The sequence below is a fragment of the Rheinheimera hassiensis genome (genome assembly GCF_022436675.1).
GTDB lineage: Bacteria > Pseudomonadota > Gammaproteobacteria > Enterobacterales > Alteromonadaceae > Alishewanella > Alishewanella hassiensis.
Map to the genome: position 1 here is coordinate 383,956 of NZ_JAKUJZ010000003.1, position 19,669 is coordinate 403,624.

Consider the following 19,669-nt stretch of genomic DNA (forward strand, 5'->3'; position numbering starts at 1 on the left):
TTTTGCAGCTTACTGTTAACAGTATTGGCTAACAATACTTCTTTGCCGGTGCTGAAGCTACAGCACCTATGCCCGGGGCGGTATTTACTACCACATTCAGCGGCACCGCAACCGGCACGGCTAACTCAAAATCACAACAAGCTTTTACCACCAGATCACTGCTGGCGCAGCTATAATTAAAACCTGCAGGAGCAACCCGCATTAGCTCAATAATTTGCTCAACTGCAAAACTGTCACACAGGGTATCCAATTGTAACAACATGCTTTCCATTTGGCTCCAGCCGAGACACACCTCATCAGCGGCCATAATACGCGGGTGCGCAGTTTCGCGGACGCTTTCTCCAATTAACAGTTCTTCATACAGTTTTTCACCAGGCCGCAATCCGGAGTACTGCACTTCAATATCACCATTAGGGTGCACTTCGTCTTTAACTTCAAGCCCCATAAGGTGGATCATACGTTTGGCTAAATCGGCAATTTTCACCGGCTCACCCATATCCAACACAAATACATCACCGCCCTGGCCCATAGCACCTGCCTGTATCACCAGCTGCGCCGCCTCGGGTATGGTCATAAAATACCGGATAATATCTTTATGCGTTACGGTAACCGGGCCCCCACGGCGTATTTGCTCGCGAAACAGTGGCACCACAGAACCGCTGGAACCCAATACATTGCCAAAACGTACCATACAAAACCTTGTACCGTTTTGCCGCTCTGATAGTGCCTGCAATACTAACTCGGCTAAGCGCTTTGATGCCCCCATTACGTTGGTTGGCCGCACCGCTTTGTCAGTAGAGATAAGTACAAAAGTTTCTACGCCGGAGGCAATAGCTGCTTCAGCGGCATACCAAGTGCCAAATACATTATTACGGACGCCTTCAACGACATTATATTCCACCAGTGGCACATGCTTATATGCTGCCGCATGGTAAACCGTTTGCACTTTAAAGGCTTTCATTACTGTTTCCAGCCTGTTGCGCCGCTGCACAGTGCCCATTAGCGGAACCAACTGAATATCTAATGCATGCTGCTTAATCAGGCCACTTAGCTCTTGCTCTATGCTGTATAAACTAAATTCAGACAGCTCAAACAATACCAGAACTTTAGGTTCAGAGATAATAATTTGCCGACATAGCTCGGAGCCGATAGACCCCCCAGCCCCGGTTACCATCACCACTTTTCCCTGAATATTAGCTTGCATTAGCTTTGCTTTAGGCGCTACAGAGTCGCGGCCCAGCAGATCTTCAATTTTCACATCCTGCAGTTCGTCAATGCGCATAGAGCCATCAACTAAATCACTCATGCCGGGGATAGACTGTACCGGTATTGGCAACTCTTCCAACGCATCAAGCACTTCACGCCGACGCGAACGGCTAACAGACGGCAACGCCAGTAAAATCCGGCTAATATTGTGTGATTTTATTAAGCTTGTTATTTGCGCTGGCGAACCAACAGGCACACCCAAAATAGTAGAGCGGTGCAGCGTGGTATCATCATCAACAAACACTACCGGGTGGTACTGCTCACCATTAATAAGCGCTTGTGCTAACTGGCGTCCAGATGAACCAGCGCCATAAATAAGCACGCGTTCTTTATGGCCATTATTACGCTGCACCAAAAACATCCGCGCCAGTAACCGTAAACCACCTGAGCTAATTAAGGCAAGGACAGCGTAAACAAAAATCAGGTTACCTTTATCATGCACCTTAAACAGACCAAACAATAGCGCCAGCACAAAAGCACTACTTACTATGCCTGACAGCACCGCCCCCAGAGCATGCTGACCGATATAGCGAATAACAGCACGATATAAACCAAGCTTGGTAAAAATGAATAGCGTTACCGGCAAAGTTATAGCAAACGCCAGAGCAACTTCCGGAATATCAGTGCGCTCTTGATGTTGTGTTAGAAAATACGCAGCAAATAAAGAGCTGATCAAAAAAAACATATCAGCTATCACTGAAATTAAGCGTTTTATCGCACGGGGCAACCCCAGCAACCAAGCGAGCATCAACTACTCCAGAGTAACGTTGGCCATTTTGCCAACAACAATCAATTTAACTGGCGCTAGTATAGCACCCGTCCCCACCGTTAATCACGCAGGGCCTAACCTGCTCTATTCAGCAGCCCGGTCAGCCACAGCTTAAAATCCGGCCCCAGATATTTATCACGCAAACCATGTTCAACAAAAGCCTGCATATAACCCAGTTTATTACCACAGTCATGGCTACGGCCGGTAATATGGTAAGCATTTACGGCTTCAGCTTCCATTAGTAATGCAATGGCGTCCGTAAGCTGAATTTCATCACCTGCCCCCACCGGCGTGCGCTTTAAATACTGCCAAATATGTTGGCTAAATACATAGCGCCCTACTACCGCCAGATTAGACGGCGCCTGCTCAACGGTAGGTTTCTCCACTATAGCGGCCATTCTGAAAGACTCACCGCCTTTCATCTGCCGGCCACCCACATCGGCAACACCATAACTGCTTACCATTTCATGCGGCACAGGCTCAACCATTACCTGGCTAACACCGCTTTGTTTAAACAACTGCACCATTTTTGCCAGGTTATCGCGACGTAAATCACAGTCGTAGCCATCAATCAAAACATCTGGCAGCACTACTGCAAAAGGCGCATCGCCCACCAGGGGCAATGCGCACAGCACTGCATGCCCCAGGCCCTTAGCTTCACCCTGGCGCACATGCATAATAGTCACGTCTTTCGGACAAATAGCCTGCACTTCATCCAACAACTGGCGCTTAACCCGCTTTTCCAGCATCGATTCCAGTTCAAAGCTTTTATCGAAATGGTTTTCTATGCTGTTTTTAGATGAATGTGTTACTAGTACTATCTGCTTGATACCGGCCGCGATACACTCGCTTACTACATACTGTATCAGAGGCTTATCTACCACCGGCAGCATTTCTTTCGGTATTGCTTTTGTTGCCGGTAACATCCTTGTACCCAACCCGGCAACCGGAATTACCGCTTTGAGAACAGTGTTGATGTTTTTCATAATGCTTCCAGTTTCAAATTTTAAATGATGAATTAACAGTTCTTATTGTTGAGTTAAAAACTCACGACTAAACACTCAACATCCATAACTGTAATAACCTCTGTACCAATCAACGAAACGCTGCACGCCAACATCAATCGGCGTAGCTGGCTTAAAACCAACGGCCTGTTGCAAATCATCAATATCGGCATAGGTAGCAGGTACATCACCATCTTGCATCGGTAAATACTCTTTCACAGCTGCTTTACCTAAAGCCTTTTCAATTGCTTCGATAAAAGTCATCAGCTTTACCGGCTGATTATTACCAATATTAAATATCTTATAAGGTGCCACACTTTCAGAAGCATCAATACCACTCCAGTTTTTGTTCGCAACTGGCGGTTTAGCTTGAATACGGATAATACCTTCGACAATATCGTCAATATAGGTGAAGTCACGCTGCATCTGGCCGTGATTAAATACTTTTATTGGCTTACCCTCTGCAATAGCTTTAGTAAACAAAAACATGGCCATATCAGGCCTTCCCCAGGGGCCATATACGGTAAAAAAGCGTAAGCCGGTAGTTGGCACACCGTATAAATGGCTATAGGTATGCGCCATCAGTTCATTACTTTTTTTCGTCGCAGCATACAATGACACAGGATGATCTACCCGGTCTGATGTTGCAAAAGGCATCTTAGCATTCATGCCATACACTGAGCTTGACGACGCATACACCAGATGCTCGATATTATGCTGGCGACAACCTTCCAGGATAGTCAGAGTGCCAATCAGGTTACTATCCGCATAGGCCATCGGGTTTTCCAGTGAATAACGTACTCCAGCCTGAGCCCCTAAATGAATAACCCGTTGAAACTGCCCCTCAGCAAACAAGACTGCCATACCTGCGCGATCTGCCAAATCAAGCTGTTTAAAACTAAACCCACTTACCCCTTCAAGTTGCTTCAGCCGATCAAGCTTGAGCTGCACTTCATAATAGTCGTTAAGGTTATCAACACCGGTAACCTCATAGCCCAAAGCCAGCAAACGCTGACAAACATAAAAACCGATAAAACCAGCAGCGCCGGTTACTAAAAAACGCATGTGAACTCCAACTGTAAATTTTGAGTGCTAAGTGCTCAATAAACTAACAACTCAACACTAAACATTCCCAACTTCTAACTCACCACTCAAAACTAATAATTAATCACTGCCAAACAAATCACGGGTATACACTTTATCTTCTACATCCGCCAAAGCATCACTGAGCCGATTAGCCACTATAACATCTGAAATTTGCTTGAATTCAGCCAGATCTTTAATAACGCGTGAGCGGAAAAACTCGTCCTGCTTTAGCTCAGGCTCATATACTACCACTTCAATACCTTTAGCTTTAATTCGCTTCATAATGCCCTGAATCGCAGAGGCTCGGAAATTATCCGACCCAGCTTTCATTACCAACCGGTATACGCCAACTATTTTCGGCTTACGCTTTATAATAGAATCAGCAATAAAGTCTTTGCGGGTACGGTTGGCATCTACAATAGCCTGGATCATACTGTTAGGCACATCACTGTAGTTTGCTAGTAACTGCTTGGTATCTTTGGGTAAACAGTAACCGCCGTAACCAAAGCTGGGGTTATTATAATGCTTACCAATTCGAGGATCTAAGCCTACACCTTCAATAATTTGCCGACTATTTAAGCCATGACTTTCGGCATAGCTATCCAGTTCGTTAAAATATGCCACCCGCATGGCCAGGTAAGTATTAGAAAATAGCTTTATCGCTTCAGCTTCAGTGCTGTCGGTAAATAATACCGCCACATCCTGTTTTACAGCACCTTGTTGCAATAATGCGGCAAAGGTGGTTGCCCTTTCGCTTTGCTCACCGACAATAATGCGTGACGGGTAAAGGTTGTCGTATAAAGCCCGGCCTTCGCGCAAAAACTCCGGTGAAAATATCAGGTTGGCAGTACCAAATTTTTCGCGTGCGGTTTTAGTGTAGCCCACCGGCACAGTAGATTTAATTACCATTACTGCATTGGAGTTTATTGCCATTACATCGGCAATAACGGCTTCAACACTTTTGGTATTAAAGTAATTAGTTTGCGGATCGTAATCTGTCGGAGTAGCAATAATAACAAAATCGGCATCTGCGTAAGCCTGGGTTTTGTCCAGCGTAGCGGTAAAGCTCAGCGCTTTATTCTGCAGAAAATCACTTATTTCTTTATCGTCTATCGGCGATTTTTTAGCGTTTAACAGCGCAACTTTCTCTGGAACTATATCCAGTGCTATTACTTTATTGTGCTGAGCCAACAACATAGCATTTGATAACCCTACGTAGCCAGTACCGGCAATAGCAATTTTCAAACCTGACTTAATACCTGACATAGTTATCCTTAAGTGCCTCAGAACTGAGAACTTGTTTCTAATACGACAACGAACTAGCTGGCAATAATAGCATTAATGCCGAGTTGCAAAAAAGCTTTTTGCAATACCTGCTTTGCATTGTCGTCACCATGAACTAAGCGCACCTGTCGCGGTTTACACAACATGCGCAGCACAAAATTTATTAATCCACCTTGGTCGGCATGCGCTGAATAGCCGCTTAACGTCATAATTTCTGCGCCAATATCGATATACCGATACTCTGACCGTCAATTTCAACATACTGGACATCCCACTTGCAGCAATAACGATAGCGGGTTGTTTAGTTCGGGCTAAAAACTGCACCACATCTAAATGCAGGCGAGGACCGCCTAGAGTATGTCACTGGGTAAAGTTAAGCGGGAGGCGACCCCGGCGCAAAAGCTGTTTGGCCTCGCTGTCCAAGCGTTTTTTAACTCATTGTACGTCTGGGTAAATTTTGCTGCCAGTGGTGAGTCGACAATAATCTGCAACTCATCCCAGCGTAAATGCTGATGAATTTTCTGTCCGCGCAGGTGATGAATAATCGCGTCAAGTCCATACAATAACTCCTGCGTGCGACCAATGCTAAAAGCCGGAAACAACACCGTGATTGTCCTGTAATGAGTGCAACAATATGCTCTAAACGTTTTTACCGCCGGTGACGGTTCTCACGCAGCTTGTCCTGCGGCCTGAAACAGCCCGCAGTCAACCAACAAAGCATAATCGTCACTGATACGGTATTTATGGCTAAAGTCCGTAACACCATCTAAAGCATCATGGTGGGTAAATTGGGGGGAAGTATACAATGTCGACATCCTGTCTCCTTGTTGAGTGTTGAGTGTTGAATGTTGAGTGCTTAGTTTTTAGTTGTGATTTTTGAGTTAGTTTGAGGGGGTATTACCATCCAAAGCCTCAACCAATCAAAATCCTATACTACCTATCGATCAAGACATATATTTTACAAATAATACACACCAACCAATCAAAACTACCTAACCCTATCCCCACTGCCCTTCCCGGCAACTGTCATAAAAATATACTTAAAGTAGTCCGCTACCGAAAGCTGTGCCAGCATTTTTGCGTCTGTCTCGGCTAACAGCTGCGGGGTCGACATATCAATATCGTTAACCTGCGCCAGCCCGGTAATACCGGGGCGGGCATTTAATACACCGCGCTGTTCACGCTCGTTAATTAATTCTTGCTGGTTAAACAGGCAAGGCCGCGGGCCTACCAGGCTCATTTCGCCTTTTAATACATTCCACAACTGCGGCAGTTCATCCAGCTTGCTCTTACGCAAAAAACCGCCAAAAGGCGTTATCGCACTGCTGCTGGCCAAATGGCTGGCAACATGGGCGGTATCCGGTTTCATGGTGCGAAACTTCACCAGGGTAAACGGCTTTTTATGCCGCCCTACCCGCTGCTGGCGAAATATCGGCGAGCCGGTGTCAAATAAACCAATAATGGTTAAGATAACCAGCACCGGAAAACCAAACACCAGGCCAAAAAACGCAAAAATAATATCCAATAAACGTATTAACATAATTCCTCTAAAATTTGCCAGCGACAACTAAACACTCAAAACTCAGCACTAACGTAATCATTCAGCTTAACAACAAGCTGCAGTAACACTTTTGTGTAAGCGATCACTTCTTCTTGTAGTTGCTTCAGATCTTCAACGGTATATTCGTGCACAATTTCATTACGGATATCTTTTACTGTACGAGCAATGTCAGGCGATTCAAGCACGCCTCGTTTTACCGCTCGATTAACGGTATCTATCAAACTGCCAGGTTGCATTAACTCAGCAGTATCTAATGCGCGGTATACCTTATTCAGCAAAATATCTGTTACGCGGGCAAAACGGCTACTCAAATTTTCCAGATCGTCATATTGGTCATCTGAGAGCGCTTGACTGAGGTCAAAGCTTTGGCACTTGTCATAAGACCTTTGTAGCCATCGGCAAGCATCATTAAGTTGTGTAACACACTGTGTGAGGTACTCAGTTGAACTTAAACGGGTCATCCTGTTATCTCCTCAGCACTTTCCCGTATCATCTTCACAAAGGGCTCTGAACCATCAGCACTGCTAACAATATCAATTTTCTGCTCACCTAATTTTTCAAGTATCCGCCACCGGGCTGCTCGTTGCCGTTTTTTATCAAACCCTCCGGACAACACCAACAAATCAATATCGCCACCACCAGCGGAATCATCAACTCTGGAGCCAAATAAAAATACCCTGGCAGACGCATCTTCAGCAGTTATGGCTTTAAATATTACTGTTTTTTCAAACTCAGACAGACGCATAACTTAACCTCCTTAGCCCACTGCACCAAGTTTAACCAGCTAACAAGCTTTTAGCCACAGCCCTAGCCACTCACAACTAAGCACTAAGCACTCACAATTAAAAACTTACCCCTTCGCTGCAAAGCAGCGAGCTATCCCCTCTTCCACCGTTATCGGCGGCGTCCAACCCAGCGTCTGTTTTGTATGACTGATATCTACCTGCAAATTCCCACACAACCGATCTATTACAGCAGACTTCCCGGTAAGCTTGCCGGCCAGTTTAAGCCAACTTACCGGCACCGGCAGCAACCTTGGCTTTTTACCGGCAGCGCGCGTCATCATTTGCAGTAACTCAGTGGTAGATACATCCTCATCGTCGCTAACCAAGAAGGTTTGGTTCGCGGCTTTAGGGTGATCAATGCAAGTAATAATTAAATCGACCAGATTATCCAGCGCAACTAAACTGCGCTTATTGTGGATAGCCCCTAAGGGTAACGGCAGGTTTTTCCGCGCCAACCTCATCATAGCAGCAAAGTTGGCTTTCACACCTGGGCCGTACACTAAAGGAGGCCGGATAATAACAACTTCCATACCTGTTTCAGTTGCTATTTGCCTCAGGCCCGCTTCTGCTTCAGCTTTTGATACACCGTAAGGATCTTGTGGACAAGGGGCTTGCTCAAAACTAAAAGGTGCTCCGGGTTGCGTACTTTCACCGTTAACCTTAACACTACTGACAAATATAAACCGTTTAATACCATTAGCCGCAGCTTGCCTTGCTAGATTAATCGTCGCTGTAGAGTTAACCTCTCTATACAAAGTCAACGGGTCAGCGTTAACCTCTTTCATTACATGTGCTCTGGCAGCAACATGCACAACAACCTCTGCAGTTTTAAAAGCGGCAGAACAGTCAGATATATTGTTCAGGTTACAACTTACAAAAGAATCAGCAAGCTTCGGCCGGGCTCTACCCATTGCAGTTACGAAACAGCCGCGGTTATGCAGTGTATTCAGAACCGCATTGCCTACAAAACCAGTAGCACCTGTAAGTAATACATTGTCTTTAACCATTTTGTGGGCTCTTTAACAACTCTTGATATATATCAAGATGCTTTGCGACAACCGCCAGCACATCAAACTCATTCTCAGCCAGTTCCCTGCCCGCCTTACCCATGCTTTGCCGCAACTCAGCATTGCCGACAAGTTGCTCTATAGCATCTGCAAGTAACGCTGAGTTTTTTGCCGGAACGATAAAGCCATTTACACCATGAATAACTGCTTCTGCGCAGCCCGGATTATCAGTTGTTACTATGGCACGGCCACAGGCCGCAGCCTCAATAAGCACTTTAGGTAGTCCCTCACCATAAAAAGACGGCAATACCACAATATTAGAGGCAGCGAAAACATCTGGTATGTCGGCGCGAAATCCCAGAACCTCCACAATACCCTCTTTGCGCCACTGCTCTAACTCTTTAGCTTTAACCGTATTAGGGTTACCCGGATCTGGCTCTCCTATCAATTGAAATTTAGCTTCCACATTTCTGGCTTTTAATAAACGTGCTGCCTCTACAAATTGATAAACCCCTTTTTCCTTCAGCAGCCTGGCTGCCATTACCACCACAGGTGTTCCGCTTGGCTCAGGTATTACTTTGTAAGTAGTAAGATCTGCACCGGAGCCTTTTATCATCAGGCAATGCTCTTCTTTTAAACCCACCGCTTTTTTTAATACGCTCTTATCAATTGGATTCTGAAAAATAACGCCGAAATTTTTAACTCCTAAAGCAAACTTATAAAGACGTTTAACAAACAGTCTTCTTATTTTTGCCAAAAAACCTTCTGCAACAAAAACCAACCCCAAACCAGATACGGCATAAACCATGTTCTTAATACCCAAGACACGAGCTACGCTTCCGCCATACAGCACTGGTTTAATGGTTACCGCATGCACAATATCAGGTGAAACATGCTTAAATATTTGCCAAATCCGTTTCAGAGTTTTGACTTCCTGCAGCACTCCCCCGCTGCTCCGGTTAAATGGAACAGGGTGCAAAGTAAAACCAAATGAACCCAAAAAATCAAAATGATCTGTGAAATTACAGGCAATATGCACATCATAGCCGGCTTCTTTAGCTGCTATTGCTATAGGTAGGCGATGGGAAATAAAAAACCAATCGACATTCACCAGATACAGAATCTTAGTCATTTGTGATTTTTCTCATACCAGTTTTGAAACATCAAAATGGCCCAAAGCTGATAGTGCCAGTTGCGTGTACCTTCTTGATGTTCTTTCCACATTATTGAGATCACTTCAGGATCAAAAAAACCCTCTTCTTTTAATCTGTCTTTATTTATCAACTGCTCAGCCCAGCTTTTCAGTCCACCTCTCAACCATTCAGCGACAGGAATCCCAAAACCTGTCTTCGGCCTTTCAATCAGTTCTTTAGGCACATATTTATACAGAATCTCACGTAATGGAATTTTACCTTGAGTACCACGGACTTTCTGCTGTAGAGGAATACGCCAGGCTAACTCAAACACCCGATGATCGAGAAAAGGAACTCGTGTTTCCAACGAAACAGCCATAGCAGCCCGATCTACTTTAGCTAAAATATCCCCGGACATGTAAGTCAGTGTGTCTGTTGCCATCATCCAGGCAATGGAGTCCAGCTCTTCAAGCCGGGCATCATTGTTAATAATATTTGAGTTTGCAGCACCAAGAACGACAGTTTCAGGAGCTTGCCAAATGGAGATCAGTTTCAGATATAACTCATGCAGATTAGTCGCATCAATTACATTTGCAGCTTTATGCAATTTGTCGCCTAAATTAGACATCTTATAACTGGCAGGAAGCAGCCTGTTCACTTTATTCCATGATTCTATGGAAACTTTCTTGATAACAGCAGCCATCCACTTTCGACCAAAGAGGGGGACTTTAGATAACCACTTCCATACTTTTTTTGTCATTAAGTAGCGATTGTAGCCACAGAAAAGCTCGTCACCAGCGTCACCAGACAAACACACAGTAACGTGCTTAGAAGCCAGTTCAGAAACAAGAAAAGTTGGTATTTGTGACGAATCAGAGAATGGTTCATCGTAAATAGCTGCTATTTTATCAACAACCTGCAAAGCATCGTCTGCAGTGACGATTAGCTCTGTATGCTCTGTATCTAAGTGCCTGGCAACAGCTGCCGCAAAAACGGCCTCATTAAACTGCTCTTCATTGAAACCTATAGAAAAAGTCTTCACCGGAACGTCAGTCTGACTTTTCATCAATGAAACAATTAATGACGAATCAACTCCACCTGACAAAAAAGCCCCCAAAGGAACGTCTGCCAACATTTGTTCTTTCACAGTGTGTTTTAACACCTTTTCCAAGGTCTTTGTTGCCGTATCACTGTCGTCAAACTGAACCAGCATGTTTTGCTGGATTTTTTCCACAGCATCCCAATAGCACACTTTGGAAAGCAGATTCAGGCTGGTATCAAACTCTAATATCGTTGCAGGTTCGACCTTGTAAACATCTTTGTAGATAGATTTTGGTGCAGGAACGTAATTATAACGAAGGTAATTCGCCAGAGAATCACGATCTATGACCGCCTTAAAGTCCGGATGTGCTCTGAAAGATTTTAACTCAGAACCAAATACAAGAGAGCCATCTGAGCAAAAACCATAGTAAAGCGGCTTTTCACCAAACCTATCACGTGCCAAAAACAATTTTTTATCTACTGTGTCCCAAAGTGCAACAGCAAACATGCCGACGCACCGCTTTAACGTATCAGCTAAACCCCAGACTTCAATTGCAGTAAGCAAGGTTTCCGTATCAGAGTGGCCACGCCAGGAGCGAGGCGCTAAATGTTCCAGCTCCCCCCTTACATCCAGGTGGTTATAAATCTCACCGTTAAACGCAATGATGTAGCGTCCGGTAACCGAATGCATAGGCTGGTGCCCTGCTTCAGTCAGATCTAAAATAGCCAACCGTCTGTGCACCAGGCCAATACCATTTATTTGGTCTGTCCAAACACCGGAACTATCGGGGCCACGGCTGAAGATAGCCAGCCCCATATTTTCAAGCACACTTTCTGAATTGTCAGAAAGCGGCTTGTTGCGCAAAACCCCTGCTAAACCACACATTTGAAAACTCCGTATAACAGGTTAATAACCACGTACGCTGCTCGGCGTAAAATTTAATCGCAAGTAGGTATAATAAAACAGACATACGATAAATGCATAAAAACCTTCTCTATATCTTACCGCCGATCCCGGATTTAAAACCCCAAACGGGTAATGAACAAACAACAACCAGATCGTAACAATAAAAAATATTGAAAAAAGGTGAACATTAAAGCTTTGCCGCCGAACTGACAGCAACATCGCTTTAAGTGATAAGTAAAGAAATGCAAGACAAATAACGAGACTTTCCATAAACGTAAGAAAAAATTGGGGCTTAGATAACGCCTCCCCTAATGTAGGGCCAAAGAATGCTACTAATATCCCGTAAGGTGCATTAAAAAATACGTCGTACTTATTCACCCATATCGTATTTTCTCTGGTACTTCCACCATCAGATTCGAAATGTTCCGGCATAATCAGAGACAGCATATCTATATAGTCCCTGAGAATATAAAGCAACATTAAAGAACAAAAAACAAACAGCAGAAAAACAAAAACCTTGCCAAAGGCTTTGAGATTAAAAAAACCAATAAGAAACAAGTAAACAAACAAGCTTGAAATACCTATAAAGTATTGCGGCTTAAATAACAGGCATAAATAAATTGATACAAGCAGTAACAATTTTTTAGTCACTTTTCTTTTTTCGAAGTGGTCGATAAAGGCAGCTAAGATAACCCCCATAAAAAAAACGGTAACCGATTCTTTAGAAACAATTGAGGTCCAAACACCGAAGCTTGGGAAAGATAGAAAGATTAGAACAGTAATTAATTGATTTTTTGTCAAATTCATCTTACTAAGCGGCAGATATACCCCGTAAACAGAAAGTGACAGAAAAAATAAATGGGCGCCAAACTGGCTTGCAACGCGGGATAGTCCATGTGCAAAAAAGTCCATCATTGCCGTTGAATTATAGATAAAAGACAATTCACCAAAGGTAGGACCGGCAAGATACCTGTCGGTATCACCAAGAATGGTCAAGCGGGAAAAAATAAAAACAGCAAAAAACATGTAAAACACTTTGCTGCAATAATAAAAAAACCAGATTTTGTTAACTTTCATTAGTGTGCTCAGCCAAACCAAATAGTCGAAAAATTTTCAGCCATTTTCGCCAGGCTGTATTTTTCAGCGACACTGCTTCTGCATCGTTTTTTTAATTCTGACCACTGAGCAGCATCACTGTTAAGTTTTGAAGCATCCTGCATGGCCTGAGCGAGCGCCTGAGCATTCTTTGCCGGCACAATCCAGCCATTGTCTTCAACTATTAATTTAGCATCTCCGACATCTGTAGAAATACAAGGTATACCGCAAGCCATGGCTTCAGCCAGAACATTAGGAAATCCTTCATATTCTGAAGACAATACATGCACATCCAAGCAAGACATTAGTAAGGGGATATTGTCACACTGACCAAACAAAACAACATGCTCTTGCAGGCCATATTTAACTACGTGGGCCTTGAGCACCTCGTTGCTTTCATCACAGCCTTTTCCAACAATAATTAATTTCGCATCGGCGCCGGAGTCGTTCAAATAGAGCGAAAATGCTTGCAGAAGATTCTCGTGATCTTTAGCTGCATCAAATCGGGCGACCATACCAAAAACAAGTTGTTTCTCGCCTATATCACCACGCAGAACTTGATTTTTTTGTCCTGGCACAACGGAAAACTTAGCCAAATCATAGCCGTTCGGTACAACCTTAAAATCGCCCCGATAACCAATATTTCGATGAGACCTAATCGCAGCTTCTGCACATGTTACATGAGCCCTTGGCAATAAGCCGGAAAATACCGCGCAGGTTTTCATTACGACCTTAGAAGATAATTTCATCTTTTTAATATCGAAATCAGCTTGTCGCAATCCCCAGAATATATTTTTTTGTCCAGCTAAACGACTGGCTAAACCACCTATAATGTCAGCGTGATATAACCAGGTTTGAACAACATCTGGCTTTGTTTTTTTTATCAAAGAATACAAGGTGTAAAATTTAAAAATGAAATTAAACGGGCTTAAATGCAGACAATCAACTTCGATCCCTTCACTTTCCAACAAAGCCTTGTATTTTCCCGGCCCGGTAAGCGATACAACTTTATGATCTACATCACACTTCGAAAACTTCACTAAGCGATAGAGAACTCCTTCAGCGCCACCGTCGTTCAAGCCAGTGATAATATGCAATGTTTTTTTCATTATTATTCTCCGGACAAGTCCACTGTGTTTACCTCGAGAACGCTGTTCAAAAAGTAGCCGGAGTATCTTTCTATTGTTTGCTCTGAGTAAACTTTCAACCTGGCTTGCTCAGAAAGCTGCTGTCTTAGAGAATCATCATTTAATAATCTCCTGATCGCAGACAAAAGCTCTGAACTGTTGTAGCCAATTAATACTGAGCATGATTCATCAAGGAATAACCTTGTTTCACCTATATCTGTTGCAACAACTACACAACCTGATGCCATAGACTCTAAAACGACCTGAGATGGATAATTTCCAAACTGCTGTAAAGACAAAGAAATTTTAGCTCTGGATAAAATATCAAAAGGGTCGGACGAGCTATACACCTTTGCGCCGGGTGCATTGATTTCCAGGGGGCCTGAACCGCAGATATGCAGATTATACTCGTCCAGTTCTGCAGAAATCTGTTCTAATAATTCGTGACCTTTGTACTTGGTAAACCGCCCTAAAAGTACAATATCAATGTCTCGTTTTTCAGATTCTTTTACTTTAGAAAAGTCTGTGAAACTACAAGGCGCAATCTTAATTTTCCCGGAATCAACAGAGTCAAAGGCAGAGGCATAGGCGTCTTTCACCGCTGGTGATAAACAATCAACGGACAGCACTTTGCTAATCGTTTTTCTGGATAAATACCTATTAAGTTTTGTGGCATTTTTCTCATAGGTTAAGTCGACCATAGCAATAGATATGGGCGCTAAAACATGGCTGAATCTCGTCAGAAAATAGGACACAACATCAGGGTTAGTAGCATAGAAAACGCGATCAAACCGGCCTTTTTGAATTTTTGCAGGTAACCCAAGCAGGCTAAAAACCTTGCCAAATTTTCGCTGAGAAAAAAATGAGCTTTTAACGTCCAAAAATTCAAAATCAACCTGATCGAGACGTAAGCCCAAGGCATTTATTGATTTTAACGCGTCTTTAAAACAAAAAATTGTAACTTTCAACTGCTGTTGTTCAGCAAGATGAAAAGCAAGCCTGACAAATCGTCTTTCAGCCCCACCAAAAGAAGAACCGGCCCATAAAATCAGGGCCAATTTGGGTGGGGTTGCCTGCGCGTATTCTGAAATACCGTTCGCCAATCTACTTTCCTTTCTTCATTGCTTTTACCAAAGCTTTAGGAAGTTTGGAGCGAAGGTTAAGCATAAAATTCCACTGTGACTTTTCACTGCCATAGTCGGAATGAGGTATCTCTTTACGAGCCAAATAATCGGAAAGATGTTGTTCAGACCATCCCATTTTTTTTAAGAAATACTGCTTGTCGTCTCTCAGCTTTTCTTCAGATTCGTAGGCTAAGCCAGATGCTTTTTCCAAAGCTTCCTCTCTGCTCATCTGCCCGGCCATAATCAAAGAAGAAAAGTGCATCAAGCGTTTATCGACGCCAAATTTTTTAGGTAATAAAAACCCCTGGTAAAAACGAGTGAATATGGATTCATAATGTTTATATGGGTAGCGTTTATAACCGTAATCTTTTTCTAAAATAGCTAATGCTTCATCTTTGTTATAGTGCAGATAGTCCAGAAAAGGGATCCATTTTATGCCGCGGACATACTCACACATTACATAATCTAAGGAACTGAATGCCGGAAAAGTTTTTATTTTTTTCACACCAAATTTTTTAGCTATTGAAAAAATATTCTTTTTATCAAACTTAAACCAATTCCAATTGATCGGCATGGACATACCTTCAGTGGCAGAATTACTGCCGGAGAGGATATAGTTAAGTCCATACTTTTTAGCCATGTCATAGTTCACAGCAAGCATAGCGTTGTCATAAAGTAATTCGACATCAATAACATCAGCGTCAAAAAAAGCCTGCATCAGCTTCTTATACTCAGCCCAATTAATCACGTGAGTATGAAGATCTAACCCCAGCGTTTTAACGATGTTGGAAATGTTATTTTGGGCCAGCTCGGCATTCCAGCCATTATCCATATGAACAGCAAGCGGTCTCAATCCGAGCTCGACGGCTTTCACTAAAGTCCAGGAACTATCCACGCCACCAGAAACACCAATAACACAGTCATAGGGTTTTCCCTTGCCGTTCGCTTTTACTCTGTTAACAAAGTCGATAAGACGTGCACTTTTACTCTCAGAGCTCTCAAAAACGACTGCTGACATATTGTTTTTGTAATCAGTACAATAGTTGCAATAGCCATTCTCATCAAAATGGATACCAGCTGCAGATGTGTCCATAAGACAGCGTGTACATTGCTTATAGCTCGACTGAACAGCATTGTTATTACATGCGATATCCATCAATTTTCACCCTTAAACAAAGATTCTAATTCATCATATTTTGGATAGCTGATAAGCACAGCTCTGTGTTTACCGTGATAGACAAAGAAAGCCCCGGCAGCGACAGCATCTGCACCATGCTCCACAGCGTGCTTTATATCGGCAAGAGAGGATATGCCGCCGGTAGCAACAAGAGGAATACTCAGCTTTGACGATGCACTTTTAATAAGGTCTAAATCAGGCCCGGATAAAGTGCCATCTTTATGAACAGCGTTTAGCAATATTTCTCCTGCACCAGCACTTTGAATTCTGGAAAGATAATCCAGCCAATGTTCTGAACAATTCTGTCTCTTCACTGAGTCATAAAGACGAAGTGTACCGAAAAAATTCCGACGAACATCTACCGAAACAGCAACGCTCTGAGACCCAAAACGGGATGAAAACGCGGATATCAGTGATACGTCTGCTAAAGCGGCAGAATGGATGCACACTTTCTCCACCCCTAAATCAAAAAGCCTGGCAGCATGCTCAATAGTTTTGACTCCCCCGCCATAAGTAAGAGGCATAAAGCATTCACTTGCAAACTCTTCAATTAATCTGTAATCAGGCTCTCTTCCTTCTTTGCTTGCACTAATATCAAGCACAACCAACTCATCAACTTCTTTATCGTTAAATATACGAATAGCGTTGATTGGGTCCCCTACATAGCTGGGATTTGCAAACTTCTTCGTTTTAACCAGACCACCTTCATCAAGCAGCAAGGTGGGAATGACTCTGTGCTTCAGCATAGTTTTACAACCCGACAAATTGTTTAATAAGGCTCATACCAAATTTATGGCTTTTCTCAGGATGAAACTGCGTACCGAAAATCATATCCCTGCTTACCGCAGCTGTAATATCACTACCATAATGCGCGGTCGCTAAAATGTCAGATTTGTCCTGACATACAGCGTGAAAAGAATGCACAAAGTAGAACCGGTGTTTTCTTCCGGAAGCATCTGTTGGAGGGATTAATAAGTTCTCTTTTCGAACATCAACTTCATTCCAGCCCATATGAGGAACTTTTAAACCACTGTCTTTATCAAATCTGACAACATTTCCACGAATAAGCCCAAGACCATTACAGTCACCTTCTTCGCTTCTATCGAAAAGCAACTGCATGCCAAGACATATACCTAAAAGAGGAGTACCTGATTCGGCTTTTTGTTTTATCGCATTAACCAGTCCATAGCTGTTAAGTAGCTCCATGCCATGGCTAAAATAACCAACACCAGGCAACATTAATTTCGATGCCTGGTTAATTTCTTCTGCAGTAGATATGCGCTTAGCAACGCCTCCCACTTTTTCAACCATACGGACCACAGAGCCCACATTCCCTAAGCCACAGTCAATTATACTGATCACTATGAGGACTCCATCCTATTTAGTTTACTGAAACGTTATAAATGCCAGACCAGCGCAATAAGTTAAATAGTCGCCACGAGCTTCCATCTAATTTTATAGAACCATCGGCATTACTCATTAATGCAAGAGATTTCTCGCGGTCCAGGAAGTGAAGTCGACTAAAACCATCTTCAAGTTGAGCCGACAACTCTTTGGTTATTGGCAATGTCATGCCCGCTTTAGCTGCGTAGCCAATTTTGTCGCGTCGGTCTAAAATTTCGTCGGGCACTATACCTCGCATTGCCTCCCGAAACAAATATTTGGTTTGCCCTTCTTTCGATACTAAATAGTCTTCAGGCATAGACAATGCGCACTGAACAAAGGCAGGCGATAAAAAAGGAACCCTGTTCTCAATAGACTGCCACATAGCAGAGCGATCAGCACCTTTGAGCTGAGGCGGACAACTAGCTCTGGTTAATTCATCCAACAATTTAGCAACCAGTGCCCTTCCCTTCTGAGGTGTGATTGCAGAGGAAGAACCAGACAAGCTACGAAGGCCAGGTAGCATATTTTTGAATTGAGGTTTAAGTACATCAGCAATTTCAGACCCAAGAAGTGGCATGCCTTTATCAGTAAACTTGACTAAACCATTCAGTCCTTGCAAAAAGGCGATCACCGCAGATTTAGCGGAATTGCCGGGCCACTCAGACCAGCGCTTTAAAAAACTGAACGCTTCTGCGTAGTTATGAGTTTCAAGCAAGCTCTGAATCTTCTGGCCGGGATACCCTTTATAACCAGCTATCACTTCATCAGCACCATGCCCATCCAGCATCACTTTCATTCCTGACGCTTTCGCCAATCTGTAGACGCTAAACTCAGCATAAAAACTTAAACCAGCTAACGGTTCTCCGTGCGCGGTAATGAACTCGGTAAGGTCAGCAAGAGACTGCTGTTCGGAGAACTCTACTTTATGCGACTTTAGCTTGGCTCTTTCTACAACCAGATCAACCCATTTTTCTTCACTAACAGCGGAGCCTGTAGCTATATAGCTGAAGCTATTAATCGGTATATCTTTATCTAAATGCCTAATAGCACAAATGATTGAAGAAGAATCTACACCACCAGACAATGCCGCCCCCACCGGAACGTCACTGCGGAGCTGCTTTTTCACTGACGATAAAAACTCCTCTCGTAGCTCTTCTTTTGCCTGCTCGAAGGTTACAGAACTTCTTTCTGTTAAATCTACAGAAAACCATTTCTTACTGTCGTAAACCAATGATTCGGAAGATTGGTCGTAACGCACAGACATAAGCTCCCCAGGCAACACCTGCTCGATACCGGCAAAGAAAGTATCTGCACTATTGTCGTAGGTGCCGCGAACAAGGTAAATCAGAGCACGGTGTAAGTTCAATTTGGTTTCATTTGGAAGCATTGCCCTAAGGGCATTTACATCGGAAGAGAAGCAAAATGAACTTTTATCAGCCCGATAGTAAAATGGTTTGATCCCGAAAGGGTCACGGGCACAGTATGTAATGCCTGTTTTACTATCATAAATTGCAAAAGCAAACATACCATCAAAGCGTGGTAAACAAGACTCTCCCCATTGCTGCCAGGCAGTTAACAGAACTTCTGTGTCGGTATCACTTGCAAAGGTGTGTCCAAGCTCTTTAAGTTCTTGTCTTATCTCAATGTAGTTATAAATTTCACCGTTAAATACAATCTGATATCTTTGGTCTTTACTTACCATAGGCTGATGCCCTAATGGGCTTAAATCCAAAATCGATAAACGGGTATGACCAAAAAACAACTTGCCGAATGAAGTTTCAACAGTTTCAAGTCCGCGATCATCAGGTCCTCTGCGGTGAATAAGATCTAAGGCTAAGTTACACTTACCCTTAGTACTTTCAAAATCTTTAGTGACGACAGCACCTAATATTCCACACATAAATATCTCGTTAACAA

Annotated in this window: 20 protein-coding genes; all 20 read right to left on the bottom strand. The window is 43.2% G+C overall.

Features of this window, described 5'->3' with window-relative positions:
- Positions 1-28: 28 nt before the first annotated feature.
- The 20 genes from MJX74_RS07610 to asnB (MJX74_RS07705) all read right to left on the bottom strand — a co-directional run bounded on the left by MJX74_RS07610 (position 29) and on the right by asnB (MJX74_RS07705) (position 19,652).
- Positions 29-2,014 carry a nucleoside-diphosphate sugar epimerase/dehydratase gene (locus MJX74_RS07610; RefSeq protein ID WP_240222204.1) on the bottom strand — a complete coding sequence of 662 codons (1,986 nt, stop codon included), beginning with the start codon at positions 2,012-2,014 and terminating at the stop codon, positions 29-31.
- Between the two features lie 95 nt (positions 2,015-2,109).
- The gene (gene galU, locus MJX74_RS07615; protein ID WP_240222206.1) at positions 2,110-3,021 is read right to left on the bottom strand and encodes a UTP--glucose-1-phosphate uridylyltransferase GalU; all 912 of its coding nucleotides are present in this window, start codon (positions 3,019-3,021) and stop codon (positions 2,110-2,112) included.
- A 75-nt stretch (positions 3,022-3,096) separates the two neighbouring features.
- A complete protein-coding gene (locus MJX74_RS07620; protein ID WP_240222208.1) occupies positions 3,097-4,104 on the bottom strand; it encodes an NAD-dependent epimerase in 1,008 nt (335 codons plus the stop codon).
- A 99-nt stretch (positions 4,105-4,203) separates the two neighbouring features.
- Entirely contained in the window at positions 4,204-5,370 is a 1,167-nt protein-coding gene (locus MJX74_RS07625; protein ID WP_240222489.1) for a nucleotide sugar dehydrogenase, read from the bottom strand.
- Between the two features lie 74 nt (positions 5,371-5,444).
- Positions 5,445-5,639, bottom strand: coding sequence for an MBL fold metallo-hydrolase RNA specificity domain-containing protein (locus MJX74_RS07630; protein WP_338052267.1), 195 nt, complete (start codon positions 5,637-5,639; stop codon positions 5,445-5,447).
- A 120-nt stretch (positions 5,640-5,759) separates the two neighbouring features.
- On the bottom strand, positions 5,760-6,014 hold the full coding sequence (locus MJX74_RS07635; RefSeq protein WP_240222212.1) for a hypothetical protein: 255 nt from the start codon (positions 6,012-6,014) through the stop codon (positions 5,760-5,762).
- A 63-nt stretch (positions 6,015-6,077) separates the two neighbouring features.
- Positions 6,078-6,224: a hypothetical protein gene (locus MJX74_RS07640; RefSeq protein WP_240222214.1), complete on the bottom strand. Its 147-nt coding sequence runs from the start codon at positions 6,222-6,224 to the stop codon at positions 6,078-6,080.
- A 173-nt stretch (positions 6,225-6,397) separates the two neighbouring features.
- The gene (locus MJX74_RS07645; RefSeq protein WP_240222216.1) at positions 6,398-6,949 is read right to left on the bottom strand and encodes a sugar transferase; all 552 of its coding nucleotides are present in this window, start codon (positions 6,947-6,949) and stop codon (positions 6,398-6,400) included.
- A gap of 35 nt (positions 6,950-6,984) precedes the next feature.
- A complete protein-coding gene (locus tag MJX74_RS07650) occupies positions 6,985-7,431 on the bottom strand; it encodes a hypothetical protein (protein WP_240222218.1) in 447 nt (148 codons plus the stop codon).
- Positions 7,428-7,715 carry a nucleotidyltransferase domain-containing protein gene (locus tag MJX74_RS07655; protein ID WP_240222220.1) on the bottom strand — a complete coding sequence of 96 codons (288 nt, stop codon included), beginning with the start codon at positions 7,713-7,715 and terminating at the stop codon, positions 7,428-7,430. The genes MJX74_RS07650 and MJX74_RS07655 overlap by 4 nt, the downstream gene beginning before the upstream one ends.
- Positions 7,716-7,820: 105 nt before the next feature.
- Complete coding sequence (locus MJX74_RS07660) at positions 7,821-8,762, bottom strand: UDP-glucose 4-epimerase family protein (RefSeq protein WP_240222222.1); 942 nt, start codon at positions 8,760-8,762, stop codon at positions 7,821-7,823.
- The gene (locus MJX74_RS07665) at positions 8,755-9,894 is read right to left on the bottom strand and encodes a glycosyltransferase family 4 protein (protein WP_240222224.1); all 1,140 of its coding nucleotides are present in this window, start codon (positions 9,892-9,894) and stop codon (positions 8,755-8,757) included. The genes MJX74_RS07660 and MJX74_RS07665 overlap by 8 nt, the downstream gene beginning before the upstream one ends.
- Positions 9,891-11,822 (bottom strand): asparagine synthase (glutamine-hydrolyzing), encoded by a 1,932-nt coding sequence (gene asnB, locus MJX74_RS07670; RefSeq protein ID WP_240222226.1) that lies wholly within the window; start codon positions 11,820-11,822, stop codon positions 9,891-9,893. The genes MJX74_RS07665 and asnB (MJX74_RS07670) overlap by 4 nt, the downstream gene beginning before the upstream one ends.
- 21 nt (positions 11,823-11,843) lie before the next feature.
- The gene (locus tag MJX74_RS07675) at positions 11,844-12,920 is read right to left on the bottom strand and encodes a hypothetical protein (protein WP_240222227.1); all 1,077 of its coding nucleotides are present in this window, start codon (positions 12,918-12,920) and stop codon (positions 11,844-11,846) included.
- Positions 12,921-12,928: 8 nt separating this feature from the next.
- Positions 12,929-14,047, bottom strand: coding sequence for a glycosyltransferase family 4 protein (locus MJX74_RS07680; protein ID WP_240222228.1), 1,119 nt, complete (start codon positions 14,045-14,047; stop codon positions 12,929-12,931).
- 2 nt (positions 14,048-14,049) lie between these two features.
- Positions 14,050-15,168 carry a glycosyltransferase family 4 protein gene (locus MJX74_RS07685; protein WP_240222229.1) on the bottom strand — a complete coding sequence of 373 codons (1,119 nt, stop codon included), beginning with the start codon at positions 15,166-15,168 and terminating at the stop codon, positions 14,050-14,052.
- Between the two features lies 1 nt (position 15,169).
- Entirely contained in the window at positions 15,170-16,345 is a 1,176-nt protein-coding gene (locus MJX74_RS07690; RefSeq protein ID WP_275692702.1) for an N-acetyl sugar amidotransferase, read from the bottom strand.
- Complete coding sequence (locus MJX74_RS07695) at positions 16,345-17,112, bottom strand: AglZ/HisF2 family acetamidino modification protein (RefSeq protein WP_240222231.1); 768 nt, start codon at positions 17,110-17,112, stop codon at positions 16,345-16,347. Before MJX74_RS07695 ends, MJX74_RS07690 begins: the two co-directional genes overlap by 1 nt.
- 4 nt (positions 17,113-17,116) lie before the next feature.
- Positions 17,117-17,728 carry an imidazole glycerol phosphate synthase subunit HisH gene (hisH, locus tag MJX74_RS07700; RefSeq protein ID WP_240222232.1) on the bottom strand — a complete coding sequence of 204 codons (612 nt, stop codon included), beginning with the start codon at positions 17,726-17,728 and terminating at the stop codon, positions 17,117-17,119.
- Between the two features lie 19 nt (positions 17,729-17,747).
- On the bottom strand, positions 17,748-19,652 hold the full coding sequence (asnB, locus tag MJX74_RS07705; protein WP_240222234.1) for an asparagine synthase (glutamine-hydrolyzing): 1,905 nt from the start codon (positions 19,650-19,652) through the stop codon (positions 17,748-17,750).
- Positions 19,653-19,669: the final 17 nt, after the last annotated feature.